This is a genomic window from Streptomyces sp. NPDC058239 (assembly GCF_042882185.1).
GTDB lineage: Bacteria > Actinomycetota > Actinomycetes > Streptomycetales > Streptomycetaceae > Streptomyces.
This window is the reverse complement of sequence record NZ_JBHVWS010000002.1, coordinates 277161-293142: the sequence shown is the minus strand read 5'-3', so window position 1 is coordinate 293142 and position 15982 is coordinate 277161. Positions and strand designations below refer to the sequence as shown.

The window sequence follows — 15982 nt, the reverse complement described above, 5'->3', positions numbered from 1 at the left end:
TCACACCGTCCTGATGCGCGGGTTGACCAGCAGGTGGAGCAGGTCGACGATGACGTTGACCACCAGGAACGCGATGGCGATGGTCAGTACGGTGCCCTGGACCAGGGCGACATCGCCGCCGGTGACACCTTCGAGGATGAGCTTGCCCATGCCGGGCAGGTCGAAGATCGCTTCGATGACGACCGCGCCGCTGAGCATGTAGCCGACCTTGATGCCGAGCACGGTCAGCGGTGTGACGAGCGCGTTGCGCAGCACCGAGCCGATCACCAGCAGTGGCGGGAGGCCGTTGCCACGAGCCGTACGTACGTAGTCGCGGTCGAGTTCGGCGACCATCGAGGTGCGTACGAGACGGGCGAGGGAGGCGGAGACCGGGAGCGCGAGCGAGACCGCGGGCAGCACCATGGTGGTGAGCCAGCCGCTGAAGGAGTCGGCCGGGTTGGTGTAACCGCCGGTCGGGAAGATCCGTGTGTTCAGTGCGAACTGCTGGATGAGCAGCACGCCCAGCCAGAAGGACGGGATGGCGACACCGGCCATGGAGACCATCCGGAACAGCTGGTCGGGCCAGCGGTCCCGGTACATCGCACCGACCACACCGAACAGGACGGCCAGGACGACCGCGAGGAGCAGTCCGAGCAGGGCCAGCTGGAGGGTGAGCGGGAAGGCGGCCGTGATCCGGTCGACCACGGGCCGGCTCGGCGGGGCGGTCATCCCGAGGTCGAAGTGGAGCAACTGGCCGAGGAATTGGAAGTACCTGACCGGGAGCGGGTCGTTGAGGCCGTTGGCCTCCGCGAACGCCGCTCGGGCCTCGGGGGTGGCGCTCTCCCCGAGCGCGTTGAAGGCCGGGTCGGCCGGCGAGAACTGGAGCACCACGAAGACGAGCAGCGCGATGCCGAGGATCATCACCGGCATCATCGCGACGCGGCGCAGCGCGAGCCGGAGAAAAGCAACCATCGTCGGGTTCCTTGCGGTTGGGCGGTCTGGTGGCCCGGACACCGGGGGGGCGGGGTGCCGGACCGGACTGTCGGCCACCTGTGACACGTCATCGGCGCACCGTTCGCGGCACGGCGGTCCGGTGACATGTCACAGGTGGCCTGTGCGCTTCGGTCAGGCGCGGCTGACGTCCAGGAAGGAAAGGCCCGTGGTGGGCAGCGGCTTGAAGCCGGGCAGCGCCTTCTCGTTCCAGGCAGTGGGCAGCTTGCGGTGGAGGATCGGGTAGAGCGCGGCCTCGTCGGCGACCAGGTCGGTGACCTCGCCCCACAGCTCCTTGCGCTTCGCCTCGTCGGCGGCCCGGGCCGCCTTGTCCAGGGTCTGCCTGACCTTCTTGTACGCGGCGGACTCGCCCCAGCCGTAGCGGTTCTCGGGCCAGAAGCCGTAATAGAACCAGCGCAGCAGGAGGTCGGCGTCGTTGCCGAAGACGGACGGGTCGCCGGGGGCGACCAGCACGTCGAAGGTGCCCTTGTCGATCTTGGCGTACTGGGCCGGGGACTGGGCGATGTCGAGGGTGACCTCGACGCCGGCCGCCTCCCAGCTCTCCTTCAGCAGCGGGGCGATGTCCTTGACCCAGCCGGTATCGGTGGTGAGGACGGTGAACGAGAGGTTCTCGGCGCCCGCGTCGGCAAGCAGTTGCTTCGCCCTGTCCACGTCGTGCGTGTAGACCGTGGCGGCCTTGCGGTAGTCGGGGTGGGTGGCGGGGACGTACCCGGTGGCGGCTGCGGCGTTGCCCACCATCGCGGTCGAGATGATCTTCTCGGTGTCCAGGGCGTAGTGCAGTGCCTGGCGCACGCGCTTGTCAGCGAACCGCTCGTCGGCGATGTTGAACATCAGGAAGAGCAGGCCGAAGGACTGCACGGACTCGGTCTTCGAGGCGCCCGCGAGCCGCTTGACGTCGATGTAGGGGACGTCCTCGATGGCCTGGACCCGGCCGGACTCCATGGCGCTGACGCGCGCCGACTGATCGGACATCAGGCGCCAGATCATCTTCTTGGCCTTGGCCGGGTGCGCGCCGTTGTACTTGTCGTACGCCTCGAAGACGATCTTGTCCTCGCGGGTCGCCTCGACGAACTTGTACGGTCCGGAGCCGACCGGCTTGGCGTCGAAGGCCTTGGGGTCCGGCTCGACGATCTTCTTCGGGACGATCCGGGCCACGGCGATACGGGACGGAAAGAGCGCGAAGGGGTACTTGAGCTTGAACTCGACCGTGCCGGCGTCGACGGCCTTCACTGTGTCGATGAAGGGCACGAACTGCGCCATGAGCGAGGCGTTCTTCGGGTCCAGGATGCGTTCGAAGCTGAACACCACGTCGTCGGCGGTGACCGGCGACCCGTCGTGGAATGTGGCGCCCTCGCGGAGCGTGGCCCGGTACGTGGTGGCGTTGATCTTGTTCGGCATCTCGGTGGCCAGCGCGGGGCGGGCCACGAGTGTCGCCGGATCGAGATCCACGAGGCCCTCGAAGATGTGCATGTTGGCGGCGTACGGAGTCGCGCCCGAGGTGATCATCGGGTCGAAGCCGGTCGACAGGGGGTACGAGAGACCGGCTTCGATGAGGCCGTTGCCGCTGCTCCCGCCCCCCGTGCCGTCGGCGGTCGAGGAAGGGCCGCCGCAGGCGGACAGGCTCACCGCGATGGCGGCTGCCGCACCGACAGCGCTGGTGCAACGCAGGAAGGTGCGGCGCTCGACACCGGCTGGTCTCAGCTCGGGCACGGGTCCTCCAGGGACGTCGGAAGTGGAACGGTCGGGGCGGGGAAACGGGCGACGGAACGCAGGATCGCGAGGATCAAGGAACCTAAGCATCAGACGTCAGATGTCTGATGCCTTGATAGCGTGGGAACGTAGCTTGACAATTGAGAGGGGTCAAGAGGTGGGGAGTTCACATATGTCCGGTGCGAGGCCCGGCCGGCAGCTGCTCCGACAGGAAGTCGTCGAGGGCATCAAGCGCTACATCCTCGAAAAGCGGCTCCGCCCCGGGGACCCGCTGCCCACCGAGCCCGCCCTGTGCGAGGCGCTCGGCGCCAGCCGGTCCAGCGTCCGCGAGGCGGTCAAGATCCTCAACGCGCTGGACATCGTGGAGGTGCGCCACGGCCACGGCACCTACGTGGGCAGGCTGAGCCTGTCGGCCCTGGTGGAGAGCCTGACCTTCCGCGGACTGCTCTCCCCCGACGACGACTTCCAGGTAATGGCCGACCTCGTCGACGTACGTGAGCTCTTCGAGCGCGGGATGGCCGACCGGATCGTCTCGCTGCTCAGCGAGGACCAGCTCGACGCGCTGGACGGCCTGATCGCCACCATGCGCGAGACCGGCGCCCAGGACGGGCACGGTTTCGTGGAGGCGGACCGGGCGTTCCACGCGCTACTGGTGGCGCCGCTCGGCAACGAACTGATCGGCCAGCTCTCGATGGCCTTCTGGGACGTGTACACGATCGTCGCGCCGCATCTCGACGGATTCACGCACGCCGACGAGATGGAGACGATCGCGGCGCACCAGAACATCGTGGACGCCGCGCGGGCCGGGGACATCGCCGGTTTCACCAAGTCGCTGAGCGAGCACTACGCCCCGGTCAGGCGTCGGATCTCCGAGGCCCGCGCCCGCGACAACGCCCGGAGCTGACCCTCCCGCCCGCCCTTCCAGGAGGACGGAGCCGGGCCCCGCCGGGACAGATCCTGGTCCGGCGGGGCCCTTGACGGCCACCGCGAGCGGTGCCTAGGGTCCGTGTGCCGATAAGACATCTGACGTCTTCTGTCTCGATGCCCGGCGGTCATCGCCCCGGTTCAACCCAGGAGGGCACCTCCATGCCGTTGACGGACCTCTCGCTCGCGGACTGCCGCGATCTCCGGCCCGCACTGCCGGTTCCAGCCGACTTCGACGCCTTCTGGTCGAGCACGCTGAGCGGAGCTCACGCCGCCGACAACCGGGGCTCGGCACAGAGGCCGGTTTTCGCGCCCGTGGACACCGGACTCACCCGGATCCGTACGTACGATGTGACATTGCCAGGCTTTGCCGGACGGCCGGTCCACGCCTGGCTGCACCTTCCGGTCGGGGCCGCCGAACCGCTCGGCTGCGTCGTCGAGTTCCTCGGATACGGACGCGGGCGCGGCCTCGCCCACGAGAATCCGCTCTGGGCGTCAGCCGGTTACGCACACCTGATCATGGACACCCGCGGTCAGGGCTGGTCGGCCGCGGGCGGTTCCACCGCCGATACGGACGCCGGTGCGGCCGGCACCGTACCCGGCTTCGTCACCCGCGGCATCGAGAGTCCCGAAACGTACTACTACCGGCGGGCGTTCACCGACGCGGTGCGCTGCGTCGAGGCGATGCGCGGCCACCCCGAAGTCGATCCGGACCGGATCGTCGTCACCGGGGTCAGTCAGGGCGGCGGCATCGCCCTTGCGGTGTCGGGACTCGTACCGGGGCTGGCCGGAGTGATGCCGGACGTGCCGTTCCTCTGCAACTTCCGGCGGGCCGCGGAGATTTCGGGCCACCCGCCGTACACCGAGATCGCCGATTATCTGAAGCTCCACCGTGACCGCACCGAGACGGTGTTCACCACCCTGTCGTACTTCGATGCCGCGCTGCTCGCCACCCGCGCCACCGCTCCCGCGCTGTTCTCGATCGCGATGATGGACGAGATCTGCCCGCCCTCCACCTGCTTCACGGCCTACAACCACTACGCGGGACCCAAGGACGTACGGGTCTACGAGTTCAACGGGCACGAGGGCGGCGCGGCGTATCAGCAGCGGGAGCAACTGGCCTGGGTGCGTTCCCTGTTCGAGGGCGGTCCGCCGCCGGGGCGGGCCGGCCACTCCTGACCGGAGGCACCTTCCGTGCGCAGACGATCCATGCTTCTTGCCGCCGGCGCGCCGGCCCTGAGCGCCCCGCTCAGCGCCGCCATGCTGGTGGTCACCGCGACCGGAACCGCCCACGGTGCCTCCCCCACCGCCGGTCGACTGACCTCCCAGGACCTGACCGTCGACAATGTGGGCTCGCCCCACTACCGCATCCCGGCGCTCACCACCTCGGTCAAGGGCACGGTGCTCGCGGCCTACGACGCCCGTCCCACCCTGGGGGACCTGCCGAGCAACATCTCCATCGTGCTGCGCCGCAGCACCGACAAGGGTGTGACATGGCAACCGCAGCAGGTGGTCCGCAAGGACGCAGCCCCCAAGGGCTACGGCGACCCGAGCCTGCTCGTCGACCGCACCACCGGCCGGATCTTCCTGTTCTACGCGGCGTCGGTGAACCAGGGCTTCTTCGGCTCGGGCACCGGCAATGACGAGACCGACCCGGACATCATCCAGGCCGACTACAGCTACTCCGACGACGACGGTCTGACCTGGACCCATAGCCGTATCACCGAGCAGATCAAGAACCCCGCCTGGGCAGGCATGTTCGCGGCCTCCGGGGAGGGCATCCAATTGCGCCGGGGCCCGTACAAGGGCCGGCTGATCCAGCAGTACGCCGTCCGCGTCAACGGCGCCAACTACGCCGCCAGTGCCTACAGCGACGACCACGGCGAGACCTGGAAGATGGGCAATCCGGTCGGTCCAGGCGGCGACGAGAACAAGACCGTCGAGCTGTCCGATGGCAGAGTCATGCTCAACAACCGTTCGAAGCCGTACCGGACGGTCGCCTACTCCACCGACGGCGGGGTCAACTACACCCCGTTCACCCAGGACACCCGGCTCACCGACCCGGCGAACAACGCATCGGTGATCCGTTACGACGCCGACGCCCCGCCGGCGGATCCGCAGTCGTCGTGGCTGCTGTTCAGCAATACCGAGGACACCTCGGCACGGCGCAATCTCACGGTGAAGATGTCCTGCGACAACGGAAGGACCTGGCCGATCAGGAAGGTCGTCGACCCGGGCGCCGCGGCCTACTCGACGCTGACCCGGCTGCCCGACGGTCGCCTCGGACTGCTCTACGAGCGGGCCGACTACCAGCACATCACCTACTCGTCCTTCGACCTCCAGTGGCTCGGCGGCACCTGCGCGGACATCACGATCACCCCGCCCGCGACCCTGAAGGCGGGTACGACCGCGGAGGTGACCGTCAGGGTGGTCAACCGGATGGATGTGCGCCGCGATCGGGGGACCGTCGATCTCATGGTGCCCGGCGGGTGGACGATGGGTCAGGTCGCCGTCCCGGCTCTCACCCCGGGCCAGGGCGCCGATGTGAAAGTTCCGGTGACCGTGCCGGCGGGCGCCTCGGGCAGCTTCGGGCTCACCGCCACGTACCGGGCGAGCGGCAAGGAGGCGTCCGGCCGCGCGACGGTGACCGTGACTCCGTAGCGGCCCGGAATCCGGGAGGTGCCGCGCTTCCCCGTCCCGCCCTTGTACGGGTGCGACGATGACGGCGTTCAGCACCTCCCGGAGCGTCAGAACAGGTGGTAGCACGGTGGCAGTGACGGGTTTACGCATCGGGGTGGTCGGCGGCAGCATCGCGGGCTGCGCCATGGCGATCGCAGGAGCACGGGCCGGGGCGGACGTCACCGTCCACGAGCGCAGCAACGGCGCGCTGCAGGACCGGGGGTTCGGCATCGTCATCCCGCCGCCGCTGCATCAGGAGCTGGTCACGGGCGGGTACCTGAGCGCAGACATGCCAACGACACCGGTTGTCACCCGCATCTGGCTCGCGCGGGCGCCGGGGCGGCGCTCGGCGCGTGAGCTGGCGCGGCGGGCGAGCCCGGTGACGCCGTGCAACTGGGGCCTGTTGTGGCGGGCGTTGCGCTCGAACATCGGTGAGGGCGCGTATCACCGCGGGCTGCCCGTCGGCTCCGTCGGCCGTACGCACTCCGGCCGCGCCCTGATCCGCACCGCGGACGGGGAGCAGGAATACGACATCGTCGTCGGGGCCGACGGGCACCGGTCCGTCACCCGCGAGCTGATCGCACCCGAGGTACGTCCTGCTCCCGCCGGATATCTGGTGTGGCGGGGAACGATTGCGCTGAGCGCGCTCCGCGACCATCCCAAGCAACTGGAGCTGCTGAAGACTGCCTGGATCACGCTGGGATTCCGGGGCGGGCACGGTGTGTTCTATCTGATTCCGGGTGCGGATCCGGGATCGCGTCTGCTGGCCTACGCCATCTACGCATCTCCCCCGGTTTCGGCTTCGGAAGTCCCGGTCTCCGCCGCGTATGTGCGGAACATCGCCGATGAGCACTTCCCGGCGGAGTGGGCCGATGTCGTCGCCCGGGGAGAGCACACCTCCCAGGCGCTCCATCCGGTTGCCGACTTCGTCGTGCCCCGGGCGGCCGAAGCGCCGTTCCTGCTGGCGGGCGACGCGGCGAGCGTCACCAGACCGCACACCGCCAGCGGCGCGGTCAAGGCGCTCCAGGACGCGCTGTGTCTGGAGCGGGCACTGCGTGAATCCTCCTCGGCGGCCGGGGCATTGAGCCGGTACGCGGACGAGCGCACTGCCGAGGGGGCCCGCCTGGTCGAGCTGGGACGCAGGCTGGGGCGTGCACTGGTCGAGAACACGCCCGACTGGCCGGCGATGGGGCCCGCCGATGTCGACGCATGGAACCGCGCCGCGCTGAACGGCGTCAGAAGCTATCTGTACGGCAGCGTCCAGCGTCGGTGACCGGCCCCGTCACCCGGCAGGTTCAGCGAGCGGCCGGTGCGGCCGAAGCCGCGGCGGCAGTCATCCCGGCCACGCCCGAGGCGCCCGGCTACGGGGCCGGTACCGGTTCGAGGCGGCCACGGATGCCGTCGAAGTGGGTACGCATGGCACGCACCGCGCGTTCGCCGTCGGCCGCCTCGATCGCCTCGACGATCTCGCGATGCTGGGCACAGGTGGCCGCGGGGTCCTGATGGCCGTCGTCGAGGTCCTCGCGCACCCGGTCCATGGCCGCCCAGAACGCATCGAGGACCTCGCTGAGCAGGTGGTTGTCGAGCGAGGCGTAGAGCGCGAGGTGGAACGCCCGGTCGGTGCCGCGCGCCACCCGGCCGTCGTCGCGGGCCTCGGCCTCCATCTTCGCGACGAGGCCGCGCAGCACTTCGAGGTCCTCGTCGGGGATACCGGCCGTGACGGCGCCGACCAGACCCGCCTCCAGCGCCTCTCGCACCTTCATCAGCTCGAAGAGGCCCGGCTCGCCCTGCCGGTGACGGACGGCGGCACGGAAGGCGAGCCCCTCGGCGAAGGGCGACAGGGAGAGCGACCCGACGAAGGTGCCGAAGCCGCGGCGGATCTCCACGACGTTGACGGCCTGGAGCGCCTTGAGGGCTTCGCGCACCGACACCCGGCCGACCCCGAAGAGCTCCATCAGTTCCGTCTCGGTGGGCAGTGCGTCGCCCGGGGCAAGTCTGCGTTCCAGGATCAGTTCCTTGAGCCGACGCTCTATGTCCTGAGCCATGGTGGGGCGCGCCACAACGTCCTCCTGAGGTGCCATTGCCCCTTGACCGGTCGCAGGAGCATCTGATTAAGGTAAGGCCGGACATAGGACATCTTACGTCTCACGTCTCGATCTGTGCGGCCACCTCCGGCTACGGATCGGCGCATCAACCGAACTGGAGCACTCACCATGTCTCTGACCGCACCGCTGCACGGCGTAGTCCCGCCGGTCTGCACCCCGCTCGACTCCCAGGGGGAGGTCGACACCGCGTCCCTCACCCGCCTCGTCGAGCACCTCATCGGCGGCGGTGTGCACGGACTGTTCGCGCTCGGATCCACCAGCGAGGTCGCCTACCTCACCGATGAACAGCGCGCCACGACGCTGGAGACCGTGGTCGATGTGACCGATGGGAGGGTTCCGGTGCTCGCCGGTGTCATCGACACCACCACCGCCCGAGTCGTCGAGCACGCCAGGTCCGCCGCCGAACTGGGCGCGGACGCCCTGGTCGCGACCGCGCCGTTCTACACCCGCACCCACGACAAGGAGATCGCCCAGCACTTCCGGCGGCTGCGCGCGGCGGTCGACCTGCCGCTGTTCGCGTACGACATTCCGGTCGCCGTGCACAGCAAGCTCTCCGCCGCGCTGGTGCGCGAGCTCGCCGAGGACGGGACGCTGGCCGGCCTCAAGGACAGCAGCGGCGACGAGGGCGGACTGCGTCGGCTGATCGTCGACCTGGGTGGCCGCGACGGCCGAAAGGACGGCCCGGCGCCGCGGTTCAGCGTGCTCACCGGCTCCGAACTCACCGTGGACGCAGCCCTGTTGGCCGGAGCCGACGGTGTCGTGCCGGGCATCGGCAATGTCGACCCGGCCGGTTACGTACGGCTCTACGACGCCGCACGGGCCGGGAATTGGAAGCTGGCCGCGAAGGAGCAGGAGCGACTCGTCGAGCTGTTCGCCATGGTCGACGTCGGTCCGGAGGCGGACATGGGCCGCAGCTCCTCGGCGCTCGGCTCGTTCAAGGCGGCGCTCCGGTTGCTCGGCATCATCCGGTGCGGTGACACTGCCTTCCCCCAGATCCAGCTGAGCGCCGAGTCCGTCGCCCTGGTCGCGAAGCGGCTGCGCGCCGCAGGTCTGCCGCCCGTCCGATGAACGGCCTCTCCCGGTCGGCGGCCGGCGAAGCAGGTACCGGAGCCACAGTGATCGGTCTCGATCTCGGTGGCACGAAGATCGCCGCTGCGCTCTTCGGCGCCGACGGCACGGTCCTGGCACGGCACACCCGGCCCACCCCGGCCCGGGACGGCGCGACCGCCGTACTGGACGCACTCGCCGAAGCGGCCGCCGCCGTCGATCCGGAGCGGCTGGCCACAGCGCTCGGCATCGCGGCAGCCGGGGTCGTCGACCCCCGTACCGGCATGGTCACCAGCGCCACCGACTCCATACGCGGCTGGGCCGGCACCGCGCTGGGCGCCGGCCTCGCGGACCGCACCGGATACCCGGTCGCCTGCGACAACGACGTACGCGCCACGGCAGGACCGGAACTCGCGGCGCAGACGGCGGACGGCTCGGGTCACGGGTCGCTGCTGTTCGTGGCGGTCGGTACGGGCGTGGGCGGTGCGATCGCCGTAGACGGACGGATGCTGCACGGCGCCGCCGGCATCGCCGGGCATGTCGGCCATCTGCCCAGTCCCGAGGCGGCCGGAGTGCCCTGTACCTGCGGTGCCACCGGGCATCTGGAGGTCATCGCCTCCGGGCCCGGCATCGCCGCCCATTACGAGCGGCTGACCGGTGTCCCCGTGGACCGGCTCGAAACCGTCGCCGCGCGGGCCGCGCGGGGCGAAGCGGCCGCCGTCCGTGCCATCACCACCGGCGCGGCCGCCACCGGCCATGTACTCGGCGGACTCGCCAACGCACTGGGGCCCGACCGGGTCGTCGTAGGCGGCGGAGTGCCGCGGATCGGCCCGTTGTACGGGGAGGCCCTGACCGCCGCCTTCACCGCGGAACTGATGCCGCCGCTGCGCGGACTGGTACCCGAGGCGCCGCGGTTCGGCGCCGACGCGGCCGTGCTCGGCGCCGCCGCCCTGACCACCACTCTTCCCCTCCACCACCCGGGAGCCCTTCGATGACCGCGCAGGAACTGGCCACCTCCCTCCGGGGCAAGCTGATCGTCTCCTGTCAGGTACCCCCCGGCGACCCGATGCGGGAGACCGGCACCCTCGTCCGGCTCGCCCGTTCGGCCGCCGCCGGCGGCGGCGCCGCGATCCGTGCCAACGAGCCGGAGGTCGTCGCCGCGATCGTCGAGGCCGTGGATCTTCCGGTCATCGGTCTGTGGAAGGACGGCGACACCGGCGTCTACATCACCCCGACGGTCCGGCACGCCCTGGCGATCGTCGAGGCCGGTGCCGATGTCGTCGCGGCGGACGCCACCGACCGGCCGCGCCCCGACGGCTCCACCTTCGCCGAGCTGGTCCAGGCGGTCCACACGGCCGGCGCCCTGGTGATGGCCGACGTCTCCACGCTCGCCGAAGGCATCGCGGCAGCCGGGCAGGGCGCGGACCTCGTCTCCACCACCCTCTCCGGCTATGTTCCCGGCACGCCGAAGCAAACCGGCCCCGATCTCGGCCTGGTCGCCTCGCTGTCCGCCGCGATCGACGTCCCGGTGGTCGCGGAGGGCCGTATCAACACCCCCGACGATGCCGCCGAAGCCCTGGCGCGCGGCGCACACAGCGTTGTCGTCGGCACCGCCATCACCGCACCCACCGCCCTGACCGCCCGCTTCGTCGCAGGCATCGCCCGGCCCTGACCTGCCCCCACTACGCGGACCGGCAGCTTGAGGGCGAGTGCCGTCCCGCATCCTGGAGTCACCGTGCAGACCACATCACCCCCTGCGCTTCCCTGGTACCGCGAGGTGAGCGGTACGCAGTGGAAGTCGTTCCTCGCCGCCTGGATCGGCTACGTCCTCGACGGCTTCGACTTCGTGCTGATCACACTCGTGCTCACCGAGATCAGCGACGACTTCGGTCTGAGCACGGTGCAGGCCGCCAGCCTGATCTCCGGTGCGTTCATCACCCGCTGGCTGGGCGGCGCGGTGCTCGGTGCCGTCGGCGACCGGTACGGCCGCAAGCTCTCCATGGTCCTGAGCATCCTGCTGTACTCGCTCGGCACCTTCGCCTGCGGTTTCGCCTGGAACTACCAGAGTCTGTTCGCCGCCCGGCTGGCCATCGGCATGGGCATGGCCGGTGAGTACAGCGCCAGCGCCACGTATGTCATGGAGAGCTGGCCCGCGAGGCTCCGCAGCCGGGCCAGCGGCTTCCTGATCTCCGGCTTCTCGGTCGGCTCGGTGCTCGCCGCGCAGGTCTACAACTGGGTGGTGCCGTCGCTCGACTGGCGATGGATGTTCTACCTCGGCCTGATACCGATCGCCGTCGCTCTGTGGATGCGTCGTGCCCTGCCGGAGGCGGAGGAGTGGACGGAGAGCGTCGGGGACAAGGGCACCAGGCCCAACCCGTTCCGGCCCCTGTTCATGACCGGGGGCCGGGCCGCCGTCAATACGGTCCTGGTCGCCGTCGCCACCGTCTCGCTGTTCCTGGTCTTCACCCCGGGCGGCGCCGGAATGGTGCCGGTGCTCTCGGTGGCCGCCGGACTGGCACTCGTCGCGTTCGCGGTACAGCTCGGCGGGAAGCGCGGCTGGGTGCTGTATCTGTCGATGATCGTGACGCTGTTCTTCGCGTTCCTGTACTCGTGGCCGATCCAGGCGCTGCTGCCCACGTATCTGAAGACGGAACTCGGCTACACCACCGACCAGGTCACCGACGTCCTGTACTTCGCGGGCTTCGGCACCATGGTCGGCTGCTGGACCGCGGGCTTCCTCGGTGACCGGATCGGCGCGAAGAAGGCGTACGCGCTGACGCTGCTCGCCTCGCTCGCCTTCGTCTACCCGGTCTTCGCCGTGCACGACAACCTGCTGCTGCTCGGCGGTCTGCTCTTCCTGCTGCAGGCGACCAGTTTCGGCATCTCCGGGCTGCTCCCCCGCTACATCGGCGGGCACTTCCCGACCGGGAGCCGGGGCGCGGCGCTCGGCTTCACGTACAACGTGGGGGCGCTCGGCGGTGCCGTGGCTCCGGTGCTGGGTGCGCATCTGGCGTCCGGGATGGATCTGGGGCAGGCGCTGGCCGTGCTGACCTTCGCGGGCACGGTGATCGTGGTGCTGCTGGTCGGGTTCGATGTACCGGCCAGGCTGAACCGGCTGACCGATCCGGATGCGGAGCGGGACCATCTCGCGGTGCCGCTGGAGACGGAGCGGGACACGGCCTCGCGCATGACGGCATCCGGCTGACACAACGGGAATTTCGGGGACGTGGGGCGGGGTAACGGACCCGGTCGACCCAGAAGGTCGCGAAGGCGACCAAGGTGCCTATGGGCCCGTCCGGTTCAGGGAAGAACACCTTGTCGAAGCAGTGAGACGCTGTGCGTCTCACTGCACGTGGTGTTCCTCAGGACGCGATGCGCTCGAAGATCGCGGCGAGGCCCTGTCCGCCGCCGATGCACATGGTCTCCAGGCCGTATCGGGCCTCGCGGCGGTGCAGCTCGCGGGTCAGTGTGGCGAGGATCCGGGCGCCGGTGGCACCGACCGGGTGGCCGAGGGAGACGCCGGATCCGTTGACGTTGATGCGCTGCTCGTGGTCGGTTTCACCGAGGCCCAACTCGCGGGTACAGGCGAGCACTTGGGCGGCGAAGGCCTCGTTGAGCTCGATCAGGTCGAGGTCGGTGAGGCCGAGTCCGGCGCGGTCGAGGGCGGCCCGGGTTGCCGGGACGGGGCCGATGCCCATGGTCGCTGCGGGCACCCCGGCGCGGGCGAAGGAGACCAGCCGGGCCAGCGGGGTGAGGCCGAGCCGTGCGGCGGTGGCCGCACTGGTCACCAGGCAGGCTGCGGCCGCGTCGTTCTGACCGCTGGCGTTGCCCGCGGTGACGGTCGCCCCGGGGTCGGACTTCGCCATGATCGGGCGCAGCGCGGCGAGCTGTTCGGCAGTCGTGTCGGGGCGGGGGTGTTCGTCGGCGGTGACAAGCGTCTCGCCCTTGCGGGTCCGTACGGTGACGGGGACGGTCTCCGCGTCGTACCGCCCCTCGGCCGCGGCCCGGCCGGCGCGCTGCTGCGAGCGCAGGGCGAGGGCGTCCTGGTCGGCACGGCTGATGCCGTACGCACGGCGCAGGTTCTCGGCGGTCTCGATCATGCCGCCCGGTACGGGGTGGTTGACGCCGCCGGCGGTGACCCTGCCGCGGACCAGCGCGTCGTGGAGCTGCAGGCCCGGGCCCTTGATGCCCCAACGGCCGTCGTGCGTGTAGTACGGGGCGGTGCTCATCACGTCGACGCCGCCCGCGATGACGACCTCGCTGAAGCCGGCCCGGATCTGCATCGCCGCGTCGAGGACGGCCTGGAGGCCGGAGCCGCAGCGTCGGTCGATCTGGGATCCGGTGACGGTCTCGGGCAGTCCGGCGTCGAGGGCTGCGACCCGACCGATGGCGGGTGCCTCTGCGGACGGGTAGGCGTGTCCGAGGATCACCTCGTCGACCGCGGCGGGGTCGATTCCGGTGCGGGCCACGACCTCGGCGATTACACGTGCGGCGAGTGCGGCCGGCGTCTGCTGTGCGAACACTCCGCCGAAACGGCCGATGGGGGTGCGCAGCGGTTCACAGATGACGACATCGAGCTGCTGGTCGGGCACGGCGTGACCTTTCGGTGGCGAGGGGCGTATGCCGCCCTTTCGGTGACGAGGGGTATGCCGCCGACCCTTGCACCCGGCGACTGAGTCGGTCCAATATCCAGTTCGCCCTGGTTCAAGACGTGGCGCGTCTCAATGGCGGCTTGCGGTCGTTCGGTCCCCGGCCGGACCCGTCGGCGTGGGCAGGGCTTCCTCCGCCACCGCGAGCACCGCCCGCAGAGCGGCGGAGGGGTTGTCGGCCCGCCAGGCCAGCGCCGCCCGGAGACGGATGGGCGGTCCGGACAGGGGCCGGTAGACGAGGCCGTTCTGCTGGATGTGCTGTACGGAGGTGACGGTGAGCGTCACACCGACGCCGGCGGCGACCAGCGCCAGGATCGTGTACGAGTCGGGCGCCTCCTGCACCACACGCGGGTTGAACCCGGCGGCCTCGCAGGCCCCGACCATCGCGTCGCGCACCGTGGAGCCGGTGTTGGCGGGGAAGGAGACGAAGGGCTCCTCGGCGAGGACGTCGATGGGGACGCTCTCCAGCCGGGCGAGCCGGTGGTCCGAGGGCAGCGCGCACACCAGCTCCTCCTCGTCGATCACCCGGTACGCCACCCCCGGCCGGGTCACCGGCAGCCGGACGAACCCCAGGTCGAGCGAGCCGTCTGCGACCCGGTCGAGGGCGACATTGGCGTACGTCTGCCCCTTCATGACCAGTTCGAGGGCCGGGTGGGCGGCGCGCACTGCCCTGGTGAGGAGCGGCAGTGTCTCGTGGCTGGAGGCGCCCGCGAAGCCGATGGTGACCCGCCCGTACTCGCCGCGGCCGGCCGCCTTCGCGGCCTGCACCGCTGTGTCGAGGTCGTCGAGCACGGTCCGTACCGGCTGGAGGAAGGACTCCCCCGCGCTGGTGAGCCGTACCGACCGGGTGTTGCGTTCGAAGAGCTGGACGCCCAGCTCCTTCTCCAGTTGCCGGACCTGCTGGCTCAGCGGCGGCTGGGCCATCTGCAGCCGCTTCGCGGCCCGCCCGAAGTGCAGTTCCTCGGCCACGGCGACGAACGCGGACAGATGACGCAGCTCCATGCCCGCTCCTCCGGTCACCGGCCGGTCCCCACCGCCCGGATCCATCGATCCGATTCATTAGTCAGACGTCTTGATGCGACCTTAATTTGGTATTGGACAGCAATCAATAGCCGCTGACACGGTGGGGGTCACGCGCATAGACAGGGGCGCACGCAGAGCCGGAGGAGCACCGTGGCCACGACGGACCGGAAAGACAAGACGATGTCGATGAAGGCTGCGCCCCGGAGATCGAGGTCGTGTACGAGTCGGGGGTCTGCGGCGCCCATCCCTCACATCTGCCGGAGACCATCGCCGACGCCGTCCTGATCACCGGTGCCGAGGCGGTGCTCTCGATGCCCGCGCTCTTCGGCTGCGTCCTCCAGGGCGGCCATATCGACGTGGGGTTCCTCGGCGCCGCGCAGATCGACCGGTGGGGCAACCTCAACACGTCCGTGATCGGCGACTGGGACAGCCCCTCGGTCCGGCTGCCCGGTTCCGGCGGCGGCATCGAGGTGATGGCCAACTCCCGAGAGGTCTTCGTCGTGATGCGCCGCCACAATCCGCGTTCCTTCACCGGGATCCTCGACTTCTGCACCACCCCCGGCCCCGACCGGGCACTGGCCGAAGGCATCCGGCCGCTGGGCTCCGGTGTCACCCGGGTCATCACCGAACTGGGCATCCTGGCCCGCGCGGGCATCGGCGAGGAGCTGCGGCTGGTCGCCGTCCACCCGGGCGTCACCGTCGAACAGGTACGGGCGGCCACCGGCTGGGACCTGCTGGTCACCGACAAGGTGGGGACCGTACCGCCGCCGACCGCGGCCGAACTGCGGCTGCTGCGTGAGGACGTGGACCCGGACCGCGTCTATCTTCGCTGAGACGAATCACATGTCACACCCC

Annotated in this window: 13 protein-coding genes and 1 pseudogene; 9 read left to right on the top strand and 5 right to left on the bottom strand. The window is 70.1% G+C overall.

Going from position 1 to position 15982, the window contains the following annotated elements; genetic code table 11:
* A complete protein-coding gene (locus ACFVYE_RS03905) occupies nucleotides 1–951 on the bottom strand; it encodes an ABC transporter permease (protein WP_383962950.1) in 951 nt (316 codons plus the stop codon).
* 153 nt (nucleotides 952–1104) lie between these two features.
* Nucleotides 1105–2700, bottom strand: a complete 1596-nt coding sequence (locus ACFVYE_RS03900) for an ABC transporter substrate-binding protein (RefSeq protein WP_389603921.1) — start codon at nucleotides 2698–2700, stop codon at nucleotides 1105–1107.
* A 172-nt stretch (nucleotides 2701–2872) separates the two neighbouring features.
* Between ACFVYE_RS03900 and ACFVYE_RS03895 the strand changes: the two genes are divergently transcribed.
* The 4 genes from ACFVYE_RS03895 to ACFVYE_RS03880 all read left to right on the top strand — a co-directional run bounded on the left by ACFVYE_RS03895 (nucleotide 2873) and on the right by ACFVYE_RS03880 (nucleotide 7576).
* Entirely contained in the window at nucleotides 2873–3604 is a 732-nt protein-coding gene (locus tag ACFVYE_RS03895; protein WP_383962956.1) for a FadR/GntR family transcriptional regulator, read from the top strand.
* 182 nt (nucleotides 3605–3786) lie between these two features.
* The gene (locus ACFVYE_RS03890; RefSeq protein ID WP_389603919.1) at nucleotides 3787–4803 is read left to right on the top strand and encodes an acetylxylan esterase; all 1017 of its coding nucleotides are present in this window, start codon (nucleotides 3787–3789) and stop codon (nucleotides 4801–4803) included.
* 30 nt (nucleotides 4804–4833) lie between these two features.
* Nucleotides 4834–6285 carry an exo-alpha-sialidase gene (locus ACFVYE_RS03885; protein ID WP_383963085.1) on the top strand — a complete coding sequence of 484 codons (1452 nt, stop codon included), beginning with the start codon at nucleotides 4834–4836 and terminating at the stop codon, nucleotides 6283–6285.
* Nucleotides 6286–6391: 106 nt separating this feature from the next.
* Nucleotides 6392–7576, top strand: coding sequence for an FAD-dependent monooxygenase (locus ACFVYE_RS03880; protein ID WP_389603917.1), 1185 nt, complete (start codon nucleotides 6392–6394; stop codon nucleotides 7574–7576).
* 88 nt (nucleotides 7577–7664) lie between these two features.
* Here ACFVYE_RS03880 and ACFVYE_RS03875 read toward each other — a convergent pair whose 3' ends face one another.
* Nucleotides 7665–8363, bottom strand: a complete 699-nt coding sequence (locus tag ACFVYE_RS03875) for a FadR/GntR family transcriptional regulator (protein WP_383962965.1) — start codon at nucleotides 8361–8363, stop codon at nucleotides 7665–7667.
* A 153-nt stretch (nucleotides 8364–8516) separates the two neighbouring features.
* On the opposite strand from ACFVYE_RS03875, the gene ACFVYE_RS03870 reads away from it, so the two are divergent.
* The 4 genes from ACFVYE_RS03870 (at nucleotide 8517) to ACFVYE_RS03855 (ending at nucleotide 12660) form a co-directional block, all read left to right on the top strand.
* Complete coding sequence (locus tag ACFVYE_RS03870) at nucleotides 8517–9476, top strand: dihydrodipicolinate synthase family protein (RefSeq protein WP_383962966.1); 960 nt, start codon at nucleotides 8517–8519, stop codon at nucleotides 9474–9476.
* Nucleotides 9473–10450 carry an ROK family protein gene (locus ACFVYE_RS03865; RefSeq protein ID WP_389603915.1) on the top strand — a complete coding sequence of 326 codons (978 nt, stop codon included), beginning with the start codon at nucleotides 9473–9475 and terminating at the stop codon, nucleotides 10448–10450. The genes ACFVYE_RS03870 and ACFVYE_RS03865 overlap by 4 nt, the downstream gene beginning before the upstream one ends.
* Nucleotides 10447–11127, top strand: coding sequence for an N-acetylmannosamine-6-phosphate 2-epimerase (locus ACFVYE_RS03860; protein ID WP_383962972.1), 681 nt, complete (start codon nucleotides 10447–10449; stop codon nucleotides 11125–11127). The genes ACFVYE_RS03865 and ACFVYE_RS03860 overlap by 4 nt, the downstream gene beginning before the upstream one ends.
* 63 nt (nucleotides 11128–11190) lie before the next feature.
* Entirely contained in the window at nucleotides 11191–12660 is a 1470-nt protein-coding gene (locus ACFVYE_RS03855) for a sialate:H+ symport family MFS transporter (protein WP_389603913.1), read from the top strand.
* Nucleotides 12661–12817: 157 nt separating this feature from the next.
* On the opposite strand, the gene ACFVYE_RS03850 is transcribed toward ACFVYE_RS03855, so the two are convergent.
* Together ACFVYE_RS03850 and ACFVYE_RS03845 are read right to left on the bottom strand one after the other, a co-directional pair.
* The gene (locus ACFVYE_RS03850; protein ID WP_389603912.1) at nucleotides 12818–14047 is read right to left on the bottom strand and encodes an acetyl-CoA C-acetyltransferase; all 1230 of its coding nucleotides are present in this window, start codon (nucleotides 14045–14047) and stop codon (nucleotides 12818–12820) included.
* A 129-nt stretch (nucleotides 14048–14176) separates the two neighbouring features.
* On the bottom strand, nucleotides 14177–15106 hold the full coding sequence (locus ACFVYE_RS03845; protein ID WP_383962978.1) for a LysR family transcriptional regulator: 930 nt from the start codon (nucleotides 15104–15106) through the stop codon (nucleotides 14177–14179).
* A 218-nt stretch (nucleotides 15107–15324) separates the two neighbouring features.
* Between ACFVYE_RS03845 and ACFVYE_RS03840 the strand changes: the two are divergent.
* Nucleotides 15325–15960: pseudogene (locus ACFVYE_RS03840) on the top strand (CoA-transferase subunit beta); the annotation flags it as partial.
* Nucleotides 15961–15982 lie beyond the last annotated feature (22 nt).

What these genes read in the sequence shown, in the direction of transcription:
- ACFVYE_RS03895 (WP_383962956.1), top strand. Translation starts at nt 2,873, where the DNA reads ATGTCCGGTGCGAGGCCCGGCCGGCAGCTGCTCCGACAGGAAGTCGTC.
- ACFVYE_RS03885 (WP_383963085.1), top strand. Translation starts at nt 4,834, where the DNA reads ATGCTTCTTGCCGCCGGCGCGCCGGCCCTGAGCGCCCCGCTCAGCGCC.
- ACFVYE_RS03845 (WP_383962978.1), bottom strand. Translation starts at nt 15,106, where the DNA reads ATGGAGCTGCGTCATCTGTCCGCGTTCGTCGCCGTGGCCGAGGAACTG.
- ACFVYE_RS03865 (WP_389603915.1), top strand. Translation starts at nt 9,473, where the DNA reads ATGAACGGCCTCTCCCGGTCGGCGGCCGGCGAAGCAGGTACCGGAGCC.
- ACFVYE_RS03870 (WP_383962966.1), top strand. Translation starts at nt 8,517, where the DNA reads ATGTCTCTGACCGCACCGCTGCACGGCGTAGTCCCGCCGGTCTGCACC.
- ACFVYE_RS03860 (WP_383962972.1), top strand. Translation starts at nt 10,447, where the DNA reads ATGACCGCGCAGGAACTGGCCACCTCCCTCCGGGGCAAGCTGATCGTC.
- ACFVYE_RS03905 (WP_383962950.1), bottom strand. Translation starts at nt 951, where the DNA reads ATGGTTGCTTTTCTCCGGCTCGCGCTGCGCCGCGTCGCGATGATGCCG.
- ACFVYE_RS03890 (WP_389603919.1), top strand. Translation starts at nt 3,787, where the DNA reads ATGCCGTTGACGGACCTCTCGCTCGCGGACTGCCGCGATCTCCGGCCC.